Source organism: Rathayibacter sp. AY1D2 (genome assembly GCF_002932695.1).
In the GTDB taxonomy this organism is placed as follows: domain Bacteria; phylum Actinomycetota; class Actinomycetes; order Actinomycetales; family Microbacteriaceae; genus Rathayibacter.
The window spans coordinates 1-16,828 of record NZ_PSVX01000016.1; the positions used below are offsets into that span (position 1 = coordinate 1).

Genomic DNA, 16,828 nt, shown 5'->3' on the forward strand with positions numbered 1-16,828 from the left:
GCCGCCGACTCCGAGGGACGCGCCCAGGTCGCGGGCGAGCGCGCGGATGTAGGTGCCGGAGGAGCAGGTGACGCGCACGTCCAGGTCGAGGAACCCCTCGACCGGGCGGCTCGCCAGGACGGCGAACTCCGAGACGGTCACGGGGCGGGAGGCGAGCACGACCTCCTCGCCGTCGCGGGCGCGGGCGTAGGCGCGGCGGCCGTCCACCTTGATCGCGCTGACCGTGCTCGGGACCTGCTCGATCGCTCCGGTGAGGGCCGCGATCGCGTCGGACACCGACTCCGGGGCGAGGGCCGCGACGAGGGCGGGCTCCGCCGAGGCGAGCACCTCGCCCTCCTGGTCGTCGGTGGTGGTGGAGGAGCCCAGCCGGATCGTCGCCTCGTACTGCTTGTCGAGGCCGACGAGGTAGGTGAGCAGGCGCGTCGAGGGGCCGAGACCGAGGATCATCAGCCCGGTCGCCATCGGATCGAGCGTCCCCGCGTGGCCGACCTTGCGGGTCCCCGCGCGGCGGCGGGTCCGCGAGACGAGGTCGTGGCTGGTGATGCCGCCGGGCTTGTCCAGCAGGAGGATCCCGTTCGGAGCCGGGGCGGGGGTCTCGAGCACGGGTGCGAGGATACACGGACGGATCGGGAGTACCCCCGGGGTGGAGCCGGAGCCCTCGCCCGCCCGTCCTAGGCTGTCCGGATGAGGATCGCAGTACTCGGAGCAGGCGCCGTCGGCGGCACCATCGCCGCCCTTCTCGACCGCGCCGGGCACGACGTCGAGGTCACCGCCCGAGGCGACCACCTCACCGCGATCCGCCGGTCGGGGATCCGGCTCGACGGGGCGTGGGGCGAGCACACCGCCTGGGTCCGCTGCGGCGAGTCCCTCGACCTGGTGCCCGATCTCGCCTTCGTCTGCACGAAAGCGCAGGACGCCGAGGACGCGCTGCGCACCAACCGCCGCACGGTCGACGGCACCCTCGTCGTCGTCGTCCAGAACGGACTGGACGGGCTCACCGCGGCGGCCCGGCAGGTGCGCGACGCCCGGCTCGTGGGTGCTCTCGCCCTCTTCGCCGCGAGCCACCTCGAACCCGGCCGCGTCACCGTCACGGCTCCTGCCACGACCACGCTCGGCGTCCCCGGCCGCCCGGCCGACGACGACGTGCGACGGGCCGCCGCCGTGCTCGGCGAGGCGGTCCCCACCGCCGTCACCGACGACTTCACCGGAGCGCAGTGGACGAAGCTGCTGATCAACGAGGTCAACGCCCTGCCCGCGATCACCGGGCTCTCGGTCCAGGAGACGATCGACGATCCGGGGCTGCGGCGCGTCCTCGCCCGGTCGATGCGCGAGGCCGCCCGGACGGGCTTCGCGTCTGGCGTCCGCTTCGGCTCGCTGCAGGGACTCTCGAACACGTCCGTCCGCGCCCTGGCCGCCGCTCCCCTGCCCCTGGTCGAGCTGCTCCCCCGCCGGATGGCCGCGCGGATGGGCGAGGTGCCGAACCCCGGGTCGACGCTGCAGAGCGTCCGCCGCGGAGTGCCGAGCGAGATCGACCACCTGGCCGGGGCCGTGGTCCGCACCGCTCACCGCGGCGGGCGCGAGGCACCGGTCAACCAGCTGCTGGTCGACCTGGTGCACGAGGTCGAGCGGGCGGGCGCCTTCGTGCCGCCGGCGGAGGTCGTGCGCCGCGCCGCCCTGGTCTGAGCCCGCGGCCCTGTCGGACGGACGCCGCCCGCGGCGGCGGCCTCCGTCCCGAGGCTCAGCAGGAGTCGGCGAAGAGGCGCCGGGGCTGCTCCGGATCGCGGACGTCGACGAGGATCCCCGCCAGCCGGCGCGGGTCCGTCGTGGCGCGGTACGCCGCGTCCACCGGCGGCTCCTGCGTGTCGAGGCGGATGCTGGTGCTCCACGCTCCGCGCAGCTCCGGCCGGAGGGCGAACTCGCCGTCGACGAGCAGCACCGCGTCGCGGCCGGCGGTCCGCCAGCGCGCCTGCCGCGCCTCGTCGCGCACCGCGTCGAAGCCCGCGAGCACGAACCCGGTGCTGCCGCCGAGGGTGAACGGATCGAGCAGCACGCGGCGCAGGAGCTCGTAGTCGTACCCGGCCGCGTAGGAGCGCTGCTCGTCGGGCACGGCGGGGTCGTCCCGATCGGCGCGGGGACGTCGGAAGTCGGCGAGGTGCGCGACGATCGCGTCCTTGCCGGCCCGGCGGAGCGCCTCCGCGAGGTCGAGCGCGAACGCCGCGCTCACCGCGGGGTCGTCGCCGTCGATCCCGACCTTGACCCGTCCGCGCCCGTAGTTGTGCAGCACCTCCGCCGCGAGAGCGTCGAGCACATCGGCCTTCTGCGGAGCCCACCTGGTCATCCGCCCACGATACGCGCCGCCGCCTAGTGTGGGCTGATGCCCTCCGACCCTCTCGCCGACGCGATCACCGCCTGGTTCCGCACGAGCGCCCGCGACCTGCCGTGGCGCCGCGAGAACTTCCCCGCCTGGGGCACGCTCGTCAGCGAGTTCATGCTGCAGCAGACCCCGGTGGTCCGCGTCGTCCCGCGTCTGGCGGAGTGGCTGGAGCGCTGGCCGACACCCTCCGCACTCGCCGCCGTCCCGCCCGGCGAGGCGGTGCGCGCCTGGCAGTCCCTGGGCTACCCGCGGCGGGCCCTGCGACTGCACGCCTGCGCCGTGGCGATCGCCGAGGAGCACGGCGACGTGGTCCCCGACGACGTCGAGACCCTCCTCGCGCTGCCCGGCATCGGCGACTACACCGCCCGCGCCATCGCCGTGTTCGCCTACGGGAGGCGGCACCCCGTGGTCGACACCAACGTCCGCCGGGTCCTCGCGCGCGCGGTCGACGGAGCGGCGGAGCCCGGCCCGCCCCGCGCGAGGGCCGACCTCGCCGCGATGTCGGCGCTGCTGCCCGAGTCGCTCTCCGAGGCGGCGGCCTTCAACGCGGGCGCGATGGAGCTGGGGGCGATCGTCTGCACCGCCCGCGCTCCGCGCTGCGACGAGTGCCCGATCCGCGACCTCTGCCGCTGGCGGGCGGAGGGGTACCCCGAGCACACCGGGCCCGTGAAGGCGAAGCAGAAGCGGTTCGAGGGCTCGGACCGCCAGGTCCGCGGCCTCATCCTCGCCGAGCTGCGCGCCGCGCACGGCCCGGTCACCGCGGCCGAGGTGGAGTCTCTCTGGCCGGACGCCGACCAGCGCGGTCGCGCCCTGGCCGGGCTCCTCGCCGACGGCCTGGCGACGGGCGGCCCGGAGGACGGCTACCTCCTCCCCGGCTCCTGAGGGCCCGTCGACCGCCGTCCGCGTCGGAGGAGGCGGGTAGGGTCGGCGCCGTGACCGGTCGCCGCCTCCGCCTCCCCCGCCCCGACGCCGCCGTCGAGCGCACCCTCGACGTCGACCTCGCCCAGGACGTCCAGCGCGCCCTCGCCGCGGTCCGCGTCGAGAACGACCTGCCCGGCCCGTTCCCGCCGGCCGCGCTGGCCGAGGCCGAGCACGCGGACGCCGGAGCGGACGACGAGGACCGCGTCGACCGGACGGACCTCCCCTTCGTGACGATCGACCCGCCCGGCTCGCTCGACCTGGACCAGGCCCTCCACCTGGAGCGCACGTCGGAGGGCGTCGTCCTCCGCTACGCCATCGCGGACGTGCCCGCGGTCGTCCGCACCGGCGGAGCGCTCGACGCCGAGACGCGCCGCCGCGGCCAGACCTACTACCTCCCGGACGGCCGCGTCCCGCTGCACCCCGCGGTCCTCTCCGAGGGGACCGCGTCGCTCCTGCCGGACGAGACGCGCCGAGCGCTGGTCTGGACGCTGACCCTCGACGAGCGGGCGGAGCCGCGCTCGGTGCACCTCGAGCGGGCGCTCGTGCGCAGCGTGGCCCGGCTCGACTACGAGGGCGTGCAGCGCAGCGTCGACGCGGGCGATCCGCACCCCTCCCTCGCCCTCCTCCCCTGGTTCGGACGCGAGCGCCTGGCGCGCGAGGCCGAGCGCGGAGGAGCGAGCCTGACGCTGCCCGAGGAGGAGATCGTCGCCGCCGACGGCGGCTACCGGGTCGAGCGCCGCGCTCCCCTGGCCGTCGAGGGCTGGAACGCCCAGGTCTCGCTGCTGACCGGTATGGCGGCGGCGACGATGATGCTCGACGCGGGGGTGGGCATCCTCCGGACCATGCCCGAGGCCGACCCCGCCACCGTCGCGGCCTTCCGCTCCCGAGCCGCGGCGCTCGGCGTCCCGTGGCCCGAGGAGGAGGCCTACGGCGCCTACCTGCGCCGCCTCGACACCGCCGACCCCGCCCAGCTCGCCATCATGTACGCCGCGGCGAGCCTGTTCCGCGGCGCCGGCTACACCGCCTTCGACGGCGCCCCGCCGGAGCATCCCGAGCAGGCGGCTCTCGCCGCGCCGTACGCGCACGTCACCGCGCCGCTGCGGCGCCTGGTCGACCGGTTCGGCCTCGCCGTCTGCCTCGCGGTGTCCCGCGGCGGAACGATCCCGTCGCAGCTGCGCGAGGCGCTGCCCCTGCTCCCGCCGCTCCTCGCCGCGAGCGACCGTCGGGCCGGAGCCGCCTCCCGTGCGGCGACCGCGATCGTCGAGGCCGCCGTCCTCCGAGGCCGCGAAGGAGCCTCCTTCAGCGGGATCGTCGTCTCCTCGGCGCGCACCCGCTCCTCGGTCCAGCTGCTCGACCCGGAGATCACCGTCGACGTCCCGGCCCCGCTCACGCCGGGAGCCCGTGTCGTCGTCGTCCTGGAATCGGTCGACGTCGCCACGGGCTCCGCGGTGTTCGGGCTCGGCGCCTAGTCCTCGTCGTCCTCGCGGGGCTTCACATAAGGGTCGGCCTCGCCGGCGTAGTCCGCCTGAGCGGCGAGCGACTGCACCTGCGAGTCCTGGCTGCGCGCGGCGGCGAGCAGGTCCTCGATGTGCTTCGCGTTCTCGGGCACCGCGTCGAGGATGAACTCGAGCGACGGCGTGAGCCGCGACGTGATGTTCCTGCCCACCTCGGTGCGGAGCATTCCGGTGGCGGCCTTGAGGGCCGCGGCCGAATCGGCGCGCTCCTCATCGGTGCCGTAGACCGTGTAGAACACCGAGGCGTGCTGCAGGTCGCCGGTCACCTGGACATCGGTGATGGTGACGAAGCCGAGGCGCGGGTCGCGGAGACCGCGCTCGAGCCGCTTCGCGACGATCACCTGGATACGTTCGGCGAGCTTCCTCGCCCGGGCCGGATCTGCCATGGCTGGTCCTCACATCTCTCTCGGCGAACCGTTCAGCTCGCCATTCAACCACTCTCCGCCCGGACGACCGGTCGCGTCCGAGGGGGCCTTGCTTCTGGGGCGTGATGCCCCTCGACCGCGCGTCTGCGACGGCGCGGGTGGGGTGCCTTCTCGCGGCTCCCTGATCCTCGGGGACCGGATGGGGAGGGAAGGCTCAGGTGCTGGATCGGGAGCCGGACGTCGCCCGCAGGCGCGCTGCTCGCGAGCTGCTCGTTCAGCGGGCGCACCCGCCGAGACAGGAGCGCCTGATCGGGGTCGGTCTCCCGCACCCGGGGGTGCGGAAGCGCCCGCTGGAGGGTGCGCACCTCCGGGACACGGGCGGCCCCCGATTCCTCCCGCAGGGCGCGAGAGGACGAGAGTCCCCTCCCGATCCCGCACGAACAGCGCCGTGAGACGCCGGAAGGCCCGGGCGGACCCGGGCCTTCCAGTGGAGCGGATCAGCCTCGCGGCTTCTCCTTCATCTCGATCGTCTCGATCTCGTCGCCGATCTGGATGTCGTTGTACTTTCCGAGTCCGATACCGGCCTCGTAGTCCGTACGGACCTCCGTGACGTCGTCCTTGAAGCGACGCAGCGACTCGATGGCCAGGTTGTCCCCGACCACGACGCCGTCACGGATGACGCGCGCCTTCGAGTTGCGGGTGATCGTGCCGGAGCGGACGATGACACCCGCGATGTTGCCGAACTTGGAGGAGCGGAACACCTCGCGGATCTCGGCGACACCGGACTGGACCTCCTCGAACTCGGGCTTGAGCATGCCCGTGAGCGAGTTCTCGACCTCTTCGATCGCGTTGTAGATGACCGAGTAGAAGCGGATGTCCACTCCTTCTCGAGCAGCGCGCTCGCGGGCCTTCGGGTCGGGGCGGACGTTGAAGCCCACGATGATCGCGTTGTCGATCGTCGCGAGGTTGACGTCCGACTCCGTGATCGCACCGACACCGCGGTGGATGATGCGCAGCTGCACCGAGTCGTCGACCTCGATCTTGACGAGCGACTCCTCCAGCGCCTCGACGGCACCGGACACGTCGCCCTTGATGATGAGGTTGAGCGACTCGACCTTGCCCTCCTCGAGAGCACGGGTGAAGTCCTCGAGCGAGATGCGCTTGCGGGCCTTGGCCAGCAGGGCGTTGCGCTGAGCGGCTTCGCGCTTCTCGGCGATCTGACGGGCCGTGCGGTCCTCCTCGGTGACGAGGAAGGTGTCGCCGGCGCGGGGCACGGACGAGAGTCCCTGCACCTGCACCGGACGCGACGGCACGGCTTCGAGGACGGCGTTGCCGTTCTCGTCCGCCATCGCACGGACGCGGCCGTAGGCCGTTCCGGCGACGATCGCGTCTCCGACGCGCAGCGTTCCCGACTGGATGAGCACGGTCGCGACCGCACCGCGTCCCTTGTCGAGCTTCGCCTCGATCGCGACTCCGCGCGCCTCCTTGTTGGGGTTGGCGCGCAGGTCGAGACCGGCGTCCGCGGTGAGCAGCACGGCGTCCAGGAGGTCCTGGATGCCGGTGCCCGCGCGAGCCGACACGTCGACGAACATGACGTCTCCGCCGTACTCCTCGGCGACGAGCCCGAACTCGGTGAGCTGCTGGCGCACCTTGGCCGGGTTGGCGTCGGGCTTGTCCACCTTGTTCACCGCGACCACGATCGGCACGTTGGCCGCCTGGGCGTGGTTCAGCGCCTCGATGGTCTGCGGCATGATGCCGTCGTCCGCCGCGACCACGAGGATCGCGATGTCCGTGACCTGGGCACCGCGGGCTCGCATGGCGGTGAACGCCTCGTGACCCGGGGTGTCGATGAAGGTGATCGGGCGCTCGATGCCCTCGTGCTCCGCGACGACCTGGTACGCACCGATGTGCTGCGTGATGCCGCCCGCCTCGCCGGCGACGACGTTGGCGTTGCGGATCGCGTCGAGCAGGCGCGTCTTTCCGTGGTCGACGTGACCCATGACGGTGACGACCGGCGGACGGATCTCGAGGTCCTCGTCCGTCTCGTCGTCGAGCTCCTGCTCGAGGTCGAGACCGAAGCCCTCGAGGAGCTCCTTGTCCTCGTCCTCGGGCGAGACGACCTGGATCTTGAAGCCGAGCTCGGAGCCGAGCACCTCGAAGGTGGCCTCGTCGAGCGACTCGGTCGCCGTCGCCATCTCGCCGAGGGCGAAGAGGACGGTGACCAGGTTGCCGGGGGGCACCGGCACGCCGGTCATGGCCTCGATCTTGTCGGCGAAGTCCGAGATCGACGCGCCGCGGCGCAGACGGATGACCGTCCTGCCGTCGCCGCGGGGGACGCTGACGCCGCCGAGCGACGGGGCCTCCCTGAGCTCGAACTCCTGACGCTTCGTGCGCTTGGACTTCCGGGCCTTGCTCTTGCCGCCGCCGCGACCGAAGGCTCCTGCGGTTCCACCGCCGGGGCCGCGACCGCGACCGCCGCCGCCACCGGGACGCGGGGCGAAGCCGCCACCGGCACCGGGAGCGCCGCCGGGGCGCTGGAAGCCGCCGCCGGCCGGACGACCGGCACCGCCGGGACGTCCTGCTCCGCCGCCGGGTCCGCCGGGACGCTGGCCGAAGCCGGCGGGGCGCTGGCCCATGCCGGGTCCGCCGGGTCGGGGCGCGCCGGGGCGCGGAGCAGCCGGGCGGGGGATGTTGCCCGGGGTCGGACGCGATCCCATGCCCTGCGAGCTGGCGAAGGGGTTGTTGCCGGGGCGCGGGGCGGCGGGACGCTGTCCCATGCCCTGGTTGCTGGCGAACGGGTTGTTGCCCGGGCGCGGGGTGCCGCCGGGGCGGTTGGAGCCGCCCGAGGCGCCGCCGGGGCGCGGGGTGTTCGCGGCGGGAGCCGGACGCGGGGTCACGGGCTTGGGTCCGCCGGGGGTCGCGCCGGACGCCGGCTTCTCGGCGGCGGCCGGAGCCGCGGGGGCCTCGGTCGGAGCCGGAGCGGCGGCCTCGGCGGGCGCGTCCTTGGCTGCCTGGGCGCGCTGAGCGGCCGCGGCCTCCTGGGCTGCCTGAGCCTGGGCCTGGCGCTCGGCGACAGACATCGGCGGTGCGGGCGCCGGAGCGGGCGGCTTGGCCGGGCCGGGCGTGGGCGCGGACGGACGGGCGCCGGAGGGGCGCGGGGCCCCGGGACGGGCACCGGCGGCGGGGGCGGCCGGGGTCACCGACGCTCCCGCGGAGGAACCGCCCTGGCCCTGGAGGGCCTGGCGGAGCTTGCGCGCCACCGGGGGTTCGATGCTCGAGGACGGGCCCTTGACGAACTCGCCGAGCTCCTTCAACTTCGCAAGTGCGACCTTGCTATCGACACCCAGTTCGGATGCGATCTCGTGTACGCGTGGTTTTGCCACTTCTCTCCTGTCTTGGGCCTGCACCCAAGACGGGGGCAGGCGTCACGAACGGACGGGTCTCATTTCGAGCCGCTCATCAGTCTTCGCTCATGATCAGTTCACGGGCCGTTCTGCCTGTTCTCTATGGTGTGATCGTGCGCTGCTCCGGCCCCTCCGGTCGAGGGGCCGAGCCGGTCTGATCGTGCGATGTACTGCTCCAGCTCGCTCGCGTCCACGCTCTCGCGTGTCCGGAACGCTCTTCCGAACGCGCGGCGCTTGACCGCGAGCTCGTAGCAGTCGGCTGTGTCGTGGAGCCACGCTCCCCGACCAGGACGGACGGCACGCGGGTCTACCGCGAGGACGTTCGAGTGGAGGACCAGCCTCAGAAGAGAGGCCCGGGGGGCGCGCAGACGGCAGCCGACGCACGTTCTGACGGCTTCCACTCTACTCCCTCCCCTCCGGGACCGCTCCCCCGCACGGCCGATGCTCGGGGATCACTCCCCGTCCATCACCGAATCGGGCTGGATGTCGATCTTCGCGCCGGTCAGCTTGGCGGCGAGGCGGGCGTTCTGGCCCTCCTTGCCGATGGCGAGCGAGAGCTGGTAGTCGGGGACGAGCGCCCGGACGGCCTTGAGGCTCTGGTCGATCACGAACGCGCTGGTCACCTTGGCGGGCGAGAGCGCGCTGGCGACGAAGGTCGGCAGGTCGGAGGAGTAGTCGACGATGTCGATCTTCTCGTTGTTGAGCTCGGCGGTCACCGCGCGCACGCGCTGGCCGAGCTCGCCGATGCAGGCGCCCTTGGCGTTCACGCCGGGCTCGTTCGCGCGCACCGCGATCTTGGTGCGGTGGCCCGCCTCGCGGGCGAGGGAGACGATCTCCACCACGCCGGACGCGATCTCGGGGACCTCGAGGGCGAACAGCTTGCGCACCAGCGACGGGTGGGTGCGGGACACCTGGACCGACGGGCCCTTGGGTCCGCGGCCGACGCTCGTGACGTAGACGCGGATGCGGCGTCCGTGGCTGTAGTCCTCGCCGGGCACCTGCTCCTCGGGCGAGAGGATCGCCTCGATGGAGCCGAGGTCGACGTGGATCATCCGCGGGTTGGGGCCCTGCTGGATGACGCCGGCGACGATGTCGCCCTCGCGGCCCTTGAACTCGCCGAGCACGTGCTCGTCGGCGATGTCGCGCAGGCGCTGGTTGATGACCTGCTTCGCGGCGAAGGCGGCGATGCGGCCGAAGTCGCGCGGGGAGTCCTCGGCCTCGCCCACGACGGCGCCCTCTTCGTCGAGCTCGGGCACGAAGACCGAGACGTGACCGGTCTTGCGGTCGAGGTGCACTCGCGCGTCGACGGCGGTGGCCTTGTCGGCGTCGTCGGCCTGGCCGATGTGCTTGAGGTAGGCGGTCAGGATCGCCTGCTCGATGATCTGCACGAGTTCCTCGAAGGGGATCTCGCGCTCGCGCTCCATGAGTCGCAGAACGCTCAGGTCGATGTCCACGGGCGGGCCTTTCTCTCTATTCACTTGGATGCCGCGGTGGTGACCGCGGTCGTTCGCCTGCCGGGCTCTCACCCGGATCAGCCCTCAAGGGTACCCGACGCGGCCCGGGGTTCCACCCGCGGATCCTGCCGACGCACGGAGGGCCCCGCCTGCCACGGGAAGCGGTGGCGGGGCCCTCGGCGTGTCGGGTCTAGGCGCCCAGCCGGGCGAGCGCCTCGGCGACCGGGAGCTGCTCGCGCTCGCCGGACCGGCGGTCCCACAGCTCGACGATCCCGTCGGCCGCTCCTCGGCCCGCGATGACGATCACGGGCACCCCGATCAGCTCGGCGTCGCCGAACTTGACGCCGGGCGAGACCTTCGGGCGGTCGTCGATCAGCACGTCGCGGCCGGCGGCCTCGAGGGAGGCGCCGACCGACTCGGCGAGCTCGAGAGCCGCCGCGTCCTTGCCGGTCGCGATGACGTGCACGTCGAACGGCGCGACGTTCGCGGGCCAGAGCAGTCCTCGGTCGTCGTGGGTGGCCTCGGCGATGATGGCGAGGATGCGGGTCACGCCGATGCCGTAGGAGCCCATCGTGACGGTGACGAGCTTCCCGTTCTCGTCGAGCACCTTCAGCCCGAGGACGTCGGCGTACTTGCGGCCGAGCTGGAAGACGTGGCCGATCTCCATGCCGCGGGCGGTCTCGATCGGGCCCGAGCCGTCGGGCGCCTCGTCACCGGTGCGGACGTCCGCGACCTCGACGGTGGCGTCGCCGTGGAAGTCGCGGCCGGCGACCAGATCGAGGACGTGCTGCCCGGAGACGTTGGCCCCGGTGATCCAGGCGGTGCCGTCGACCACGCGCGGGTCGAGCAGGTAGCGGACGCCGGTCGCCGACTCCTCGCCCAGGACGGCTCCCTCGGCCGACCAGGGTCCGATGTAGCCCTTGACCAGTCCGGGGTGCTTCGCGAAGTCCTCCGCGGTGGCGGCCTCGACCTCGGCCGGGGCGAAGGCCACTTCGGCGCGCTTGAGGTCGACGTCGCGGTCGCCGGGCAGGCCGACGATCACGAGCTCGCGGGTGCCGTCGAGCGCGGTGAGCGCGAGGACGACGTTCTTCAGGGTGTCGGCGGCGGTCCAGGCGCGGCCGTCGGGGCGGGGCTGCGTCGCGTTCGCCAGGTCGACCAGGGTCTGGATGGTCGGGGTGTCGGGCGAGTCGAAGACGCGCGCCTCGGGCAGGCCCTCGACGGGCAGCGCCGCGGGGACGGGCGTGCGGTACGCCTCGACGTTCGCCGCGTACCCTCCCGCCGACCGGACGAAGGTGTCCTCGCCGACGGGGGTGGGGTGCAGGAACTCCTCGCTCCGGGAGCCGCCCATCGCTCCGGCGTCGGCCTGCACGATCACGTACTCCAGGCCCAGGCGGGCGAAGATCCGCTCGTAGGCGTCGCGCTGGCGCTGGTAGCTCGCGTCGAGGCCGGCGTCGGTGTAGTCGAAGGAGTACGCGTCCTTCATCGTGAACTCGCGGCCGCGCAGGAGGCCCGCGCGGGGCCGCGCCTCGTCCCGGTACTTGTCCTGGATCTGGTAGATCGACAGGGGCAGGTCCTTGTAGGAGGAGTAGAGGTCCTTCACGAGCAGCGTGAAGAACTCCTCGTGCGTGGGAGCCAGCATGTAGTCGGCGTCCTTGCGGTCCTTCAGGCGGAACACGCCGTCGCCGTACTCGGTCCAGCGGCCCGAGAGCTCGTAGGGCTCGCGGGGCAGGAGCGCGGGGAAGTGCACCTCCTGGGCGCCGGCCGCCTCCATCTCCTCGTGGATGATCCGCTCTATGCGGCGCTTGACGCGCAGGCCCAGCGGCAGCCAGGCGAAGACGCCGGGCGCCTGACGGCGGATGTAGCCCGCGCGGACGAGGAGGCGGTGGCCCGCGACCTCGGCGTCGGCGGGATCCTCCCGGAGCGTGCGGACGAACAGATGCGAGAGACGGGTGACCACGAGGGACGATCCTATCCGCTGCGCTCCCCCGGCTCGCGAGGGCGCCGGGAGCCTCAGTCGGGGATCCGCGAGAAGACGACCGCTCCGCCCGTGCCGTCCAGCAGCACGTCGTCGGGGGTGCCGCCGATCGTCATCGGGCCGGAGAGGAGCGCCCGGAGCCGGATGGCCTCGGGGCTCGGCGTGTCGGAGCAGCTGTCGGATCCGGTCACCTCATCGCCGGGGACCAGCACGCCGTCGTCGATCCGGTAGGCGGCGCTGACCACGAGGCAGCCCGTGCCGACGACCAGGGTCGGCGCACCCCCGACGCTCTCCGAGCGGAGGCGGACGCGGGCGTCCTCGACCCAGGCCGTGTACGGGGTCTCCCCCTCTGCCGCGGTCAGCACCCAGCGGTCGCAGCCGAAGGGGTCCTGCGGGGTGCGGCTGTCGATGCACTCGCCGGCCTCGGAGGACGGGCCGCTGCGGAGCGCGGCGACACCGGAGGCGAGGAGCGCGGCGGCGACGACCACGAGCGCGAGGCGCAGTGCGGGGCGGACCACGTCGATCCGCCCCGCGCCGTCAGTTCGCGCCGACGGTGACGACCGGGGCTCCGGTCGAGGTGTCGTCGGCCGGCATCTCGGCGGCCAGGCGGTTGGCCTCCTCGATGAGGGTCTGGACGATCTCGGCCTCGGGGACGGTCTTGATGACCTCGCCCTTGACGAAGATCTGGCCCTTGCCGTTGCCGGAGGCGACGCCCAGGTCGGCCTCGCGGGCCTCGCCGGGTCCGTTGACGACGCAGCCCATGACGGCGACGCGCAGCGGGACGCTCATGCCCTCGAGGCCGGCGGTGACGTCGTTGGCGAGCGTGTAGACGTCGACCTGCGCGCGGCCGCAGCTGGGGCAGGAGACGATCTCGAGCTTGCGCTCGCGGAGGTTCAGCGACTGGAGGATCTGCAGGCCGACCTTGACCTCCTGCGCGGGCGGGGCCGAGAGGGACACGCGGATGGTGTCGCCGATGCCCTCGCCGAGGAGGATGCCGAAGGCGGTGGCGGACTTGATCGTCCCCTGGAACTCGGGGCCGGCCTCGGTGACGCCGAGGTGGAGGGGCCAGTCGCCGCGCTCGGCGAGCTGGCGGTAGGCCTTCACCATGACGACGGGGTCGTTGTGCTTGACCGAGATCTTGAAGTCGTGGAAGTCGTGCTCCTCGAAGAGGCTGGCCTCCCAGACGGCGCTCTCGACGAGGGCCTCGGGGGTGGGCTTGCCGTACTTCTGCAGGATGCTCGGCTCGAGCGAGCCGGCGTTGACGCCGATGCGGATCGAGACGCCGGCGGCCTTCGCGGCGGCGGCGATCTTGCCGACCTGGTCGTCGAACTTGCGGATGTTGCCGGGGTTCACGCGGACCGCGGCGCAGCCGGCGTCGATCGCGGCGTAGACGTAGTTGGGCTGGAAGTGGATGTCGGCGATGACCGGGATCTGGCTCTTCTTGGCGATGATCGGCAGCGCCTCCGCGTCGTCGCGGCTCGGCACCGCGACGCGGACGATGTCGCAGCCGGACGCGGTGAGCTCGGCGATCTGCTGGAGGGTCGCGTTGATGTTCGTCGTCGGTGTGGTGCACATCGACTGGACGCTGACCTGCGCGTCACCGCCCACGAGCACCTTGCCCACCTTGATCTGGCGGGACTTGCGGCGGGGGGCGAGGGTCATGGGGACCTTGGGAAGACCCAGATTCACTGCTGGCACGCGCCCCATCGTACGCGCGCCGCGGGACCCCTCGTCCGCTCGCCGCACCTTCCCAGCCGCCGCCCCTCCTGCGCGCCTCGGAACCCGTCCACCGCACCTGCTCTCAGCCCGAGACCGCACGACGATCCGCGGTCGCCTCGCCCCGAGCCGAACCGCCGATCCCGTCCGAGCGATTCACCGCAGACGCTGCCAGCCCGCTCCCTTCACAGAGCGGACCGCGCCACGCCGGTCAGCGACCGCCCTGCCACCCCCGAGGCGAACGGGTGAATCGCGTCCCAGCGATTCGCCCCAGCCGTCCGCACCCCGCTCCACCCACGCCCCCACCCCGAGAAGCCGACCGCGCCACGCCGGGCGAGGCCCGTGCTCCCACCCGCGAGGCGAACGGGTGAATCGCGTCCCAGCGATTCGCCCTAGCCGCCTGCGGCCCGCTCCACCCACGCCCCACCCCGAGAAGCCGACCGCGCCACGCCGGGCGAGGCCCGGCGTGGAATCCAACTCAGAACAGCGTGATCGGCTTGACGATGTCGGCGTAGATGAGGAGGGCGCTCATGCCGCCGAGGACGAGGACGACGACGTAGGTGAGCGGGAGCAGGCGGGCGATGTCGACGGGGCCGGGGTCGCGGCGTCCGAAGAGCCTGGCGATCCGGCGGCGCAGGCCCTCCCAGAGGGCGCCGGCGATGTGGCCGCCGTCCATGGGGAGCAGCGGCACCAGGTTGAAGACGAGGAGGGCGACGTTGAGCGAGGCGAGGACGCCGACCATCGTCTGCACCTTCGACACGACGGGGAGCTGGTCGGAGGCGGCGATCTCGCCCGCGATCCGGCCCACTCCGACGACGCTGATCGGGCCGTTGGCGTCGCGCGCCTCCGAGCCGAACGCCGCCTGGGCGACGTCGATGAGGCGCTGCGGCAGGTTGAGGATGACGTGGGCGACGCTGGTGATGTTCGACCAGACCGTCTCGGGCACCGCGGTGATCGGCTGCTGCGCGAGGGCCGATGTGGGCGAGATGCCGATGAAGCCGACCGTCTGCGTCTCGATCGCACCGGAGGCGTCGGTGACGGGGGCGCCGTTCGCGTCGGTCACCGCGACCTCGTTCTCGGCGGGGGTGATCGTGAGGGTCAGCGGCGCGCCGTCGCGCTGGACGGACACGCTGAGCGGGACGCCCGCGGAGCGCTGGATGATCGGGGTCAGGTCGTTCCAGGTGCTCACCGGAGTGCCGTCGATCGCCGTGATCGTGTCGCCCGGCAGCAGGCCGGCCGCGGCTCCGGGTGCCAGCGGGTCGTCGGCGGTGCAGGTCGCGGTCGCGCGCTGCGACTCCGGGACCACGCACTGCGAGACCGCGGCGAGGGTGCTGGTGCTCTGCGGGATCCCGATGCCGCAGAGGAGGACGGTGAAGAGGACCGTGGCGATCACGAGGTTCATGAAGGGGCCGCCGGCCATGACGAGCACGCGCTTCCACACGGGGAGCCGGTAGAACGCGCGATGGTCCTCGCCGTCGCCGATCGTCTCGGCGCTGGCGGCACGGGCCTCGTCGATCATCGTGGCGTAGGCGCCGCGCCGGGGCTCCTCGAGCTGGGCCTCGGAGGACGCCAGGCCGTTGAAGAAGCCTGTGCTCGACTCCGTGGGCCGGTCCCCCGGGTGCTTCGGCGGGTACATGCCGATCATGGCGATGTAGCCGCCGAGCGGGATCGCCTTGACGCCGTACTCCGTCTCGCCGCGTCGCCGGGAGAAGAGGGTCGGCCCGAACCCGATCATGTACTGCGTGACCTTGACCCCGAACAGCTTGGCGGGGAGCAGGTGCCCGACCTCGTGCAGGGCGATGGAGAGGGCGACGCCGACGGCGATGATGACGACGCCGAGGACGAAGAGCAGCACGGATTCCACCGACACACTGTAGGCCGGGCCCGCCCGTCCACGCTGGGGTGCGCCTGCACGGATCCGATGAACTCCGCGGCCGAGAGGATCAGCGGCGCGACGTCCGCCGACACGGATCCGCGGAGACGGAGCCCGTCCGGATGACCCCTGGTCAGACTCCGGCGATCCGCTCGTCCGCCGTGCGGCGCGCCCACTCCTCCGCCGCGGCCAGCGACTCGCGGGTCAGCGAGCCGTCGACGCTGTGCGCATCGACCACCGCCTCCACCGTCTCGAGGATGTCGAGGTAGCCGATCCGCCCCGCGTGGAACGCCTGCACGGCCTGCTCGTTCGCCGCGTTGAACACGGCCGGGTAGGAGGCGCCCGCCTCCCCGACGCGCTTCGCGAGCCGGACCGAGGGGAACGCCTCCTCGTCCAGCGGCTCGAACGTCCAGGAGTGGGAGCGGGTCCAGTCGAGCGGGACGCCGACCCCGGCGACGCGGTGCGGCCAGTCGAGGCCGAGCGAGATCGGGAGCCGCATGTCCGGCGGCGAGGCCTGGGCGATCGTCGAGCCGTCGACGTACTCGACCATCGAGTGGATCACCGACTGCGGGTGCACGGTGACGTCGATCCGGTCGTAGGGGACGTCGAAGAGCAGGTGCGCCTCGATCACCTCGAGCCCCTTGTTGACCAGAGTGGAGGAGTTGGTCGTGACGACCAGGCCCATGTCCCAGGTCGGGTGCGCGAGCGCCTGCGCCGGGGTGACGTCGCGGAGGGAGGCGCGGTCGCGTCCCCGGAACGGCCCGCCGGACGCGGTCAGCACGAGGCGGCGGACCTCGCGGTGCTCGCCCGCGAGGAGGGCCTGGGCGATCGCGGAGTGCTCGGAGTCGACCGGCACGATCTGGCCGGGACCGGCGAGCGAGGTGACGAGCTCGCCGCCGACGATCAGCGACTCCTTGTTGGCGAGGGCGAGCGTCCTGCCCTCCTCGAGCGCCGCGAGCGTCGGGCCGAGCCCCACCGAGCCGGTGATCCCGTTCAGCACGACGTCCGCGTCGACCGAGCGGATCAGCTGCTCGGCCTCCTCCGCGCCGAACGCCGTGTGCTCGACGCCGAACGCGGACGCCTGCTCGGCGACCACCGCCCGGTTCGAGCCGGCGGCGAGGCCGACGACCTCGAACCGCTCGCGGTTCGCGCCGATGACGTCGAGAGCCTGCGTGCCGATGGACCCGGTCGAGCCGAGGATGATGACCCTGCGCATCCGCCCATCCTGGCAC

General features: G+C 73.0%; 14 protein-coding genes. 3 read left to right on the forward strand and 11 right to left on the reverse strand.

From position 1 onward, the window contains the following. Positions 1 to 603 (reverse strand): tRNA pseudouridine(55) synthase TruB (gene truB, locus C5D04_RS05870; protein ID WP_104260223.1); only part of this gene is annotated, 603 nt, incomplete at its 3' end. Between the two features lie 81 nt (positions 604 to 684). On the opposite strand from truB, the gene C5D04_RS05875 reads away from it, so the two are divergent. Then, positions 685 to 1,683 (forward strand): ketopantoate reductase family protein, encoded by a 999-nt coding sequence (locus tag C5D04_RS05875; RefSeq protein WP_104225598.1) that lies wholly within the window; start codon positions 685 to 687, stop codon positions 1,681 to 1,683. A 55-nt stretch (positions 1,684 to 1,738) separates the two neighbouring features. Here C5D04_RS05875 and C5D04_RS05880 read toward each other — a convergent pair whose 3' ends face one another. Continuing rightward, positions 1,739 to 2,338 (reverse strand): hypothetical protein, encoded by a 600-nt coding sequence (locus C5D04_RS05880; protein WP_146078397.1) that lies wholly within the window; start codon positions 2,336 to 2,338, stop codon positions 1,739 to 1,741. Positions 2,339 to 2,374: 36 nt separating this feature from the next. Between C5D04_RS05880 and C5D04_RS05885 the strand changes: the two genes are divergently transcribed. Both C5D04_RS05885 and C5D04_RS05890 read left to right on the forward strand, forming a co-directional pair. Beyond that, positions 2,375 to 3,256 carry an A/G-specific adenine glycosylase gene (locus C5D04_RS05885; RefSeq protein WP_104223054.1) on the forward strand — a complete coding sequence of 294 codons (882 nt, stop codon included), beginning with the start codon at positions 2,375 to 2,377 and terminating at the stop codon, positions 3,254 to 3,256. A gap of 50 nt (positions 3,257 to 3,306) precedes the next feature. Then, entirely contained in the window at positions 3,307 to 4,764 is a 1,458-nt protein-coding gene (locus C5D04_RS05890) for a ribonuclease catalytic domain-containing protein (RefSeq protein ID WP_104291508.1), read from the forward strand. Here C5D04_RS05890 and rbfA read toward each other — a convergent pair. The 9 genes from rbfA to dxr form a co-directional block, all read right to left on the reverse strand. Further along, complete coding sequence (rbfA, locus tag C5D04_RS05895; RefSeq protein ID WP_104223052.1) at positions 4,761 to 5,195, reverse strand: 30S ribosome-binding factor RbfA; 435 nt, start codon at positions 5,193 to 5,195, stop codon at positions 4,761 to 4,763. The genes C5D04_RS05890 and rbfA overlap by 4 nt on opposite strands. A 476-nt stretch (positions 5,196 to 5,671) precedes the next feature. Next, positions 5,672 to 8,557, reverse strand: coding sequence for a translation initiation factor IF-2 (gene infB / locus C5D04_RS05900; RefSeq protein WP_104325313.1), 2,886 nt, complete (start codon positions 8,555 to 8,557; stop codon positions 5,672 to 5,674). A gap of 98 nt (positions 8,558 to 8,655) precedes the next feature. After that, positions 8,656 to 8,979 carry a YlxR family protein gene (locus C5D04_RS05905; protein WP_104225593.1) on the reverse strand — a complete coding sequence of 108 codons (324 nt, stop codon included), beginning with the start codon at positions 8,977 to 8,979 and terminating at the stop codon, positions 8,656 to 8,658. 51 nt (positions 8,980 to 9,030) lie between these two features. Next, positions 9,031 to 10,032, reverse strand: a complete 1,002-nt coding sequence (gene nusA, locus C5D04_RS05910) for a transcription termination factor NusA (protein WP_104347393.1) — start codon at positions 10,030 to 10,032, stop codon at positions 9,031 to 9,033. Positions 10,033 to 10,222: 190 nt separating this feature from the next. Beyond that, positions 10,223 to 11,989 (reverse strand): proline--tRNA ligase, encoded by a 1,767-nt coding sequence (locus C5D04_RS05915; RefSeq protein WP_104225179.1) that lies wholly within the window; start codon positions 11,987 to 11,989, stop codon positions 10,223 to 10,225. Positions 11,990 to 12,042: 53 nt separating this feature from the next. After that, positions 12,043 to 12,525 (reverse strand): hypothetical protein, encoded by a 483-nt coding sequence (locus tag C5D04_RS05920; protein ID WP_104246574.1) that lies wholly within the window; start codon positions 12,523 to 12,525, stop codon positions 12,043 to 12,045. 19 nt (positions 12,526 to 12,544) lie between these two features. Further along, on the reverse strand, positions 12,545 to 13,705 hold the full coding sequence (ispG, locus tag C5D04_RS05925) for a flavodoxin-dependent (E)-4-hydroxy-3-methylbut-2-enyl-diphosphate synthase (RefSeq protein WP_173244694.1): 1,161 nt from the start codon (positions 13,703 to 13,705) through the stop codon (positions 12,545 to 12,547). Positions 13,706 to 14,201: 496 nt separating this feature from the next. Beyond that, positions 14,202 to 15,587: an RIP metalloprotease gene (locus C5D04_RS05930; RefSeq protein ID WP_258065358.1), complete on the reverse strand. Its 1,386-nt coding sequence runs from the start codon at positions 15,585 to 15,587 to the stop codon at positions 14,202 to 14,204. Between the two features lie 142 nt (positions 15,588 to 15,729). Beyond that, a complete protein-coding gene (dxr, locus tag C5D04_RS05935; protein ID WP_104325315.1) occupies positions 15,730 to 16,812 on the reverse strand; it encodes a 1-deoxy-D-xylulose-5-phosphate reductoisomerase in 1,083 nt (360 codons plus the stop codon). Positions 16,813 to 16,828: the final 16 nt, after the last annotated feature.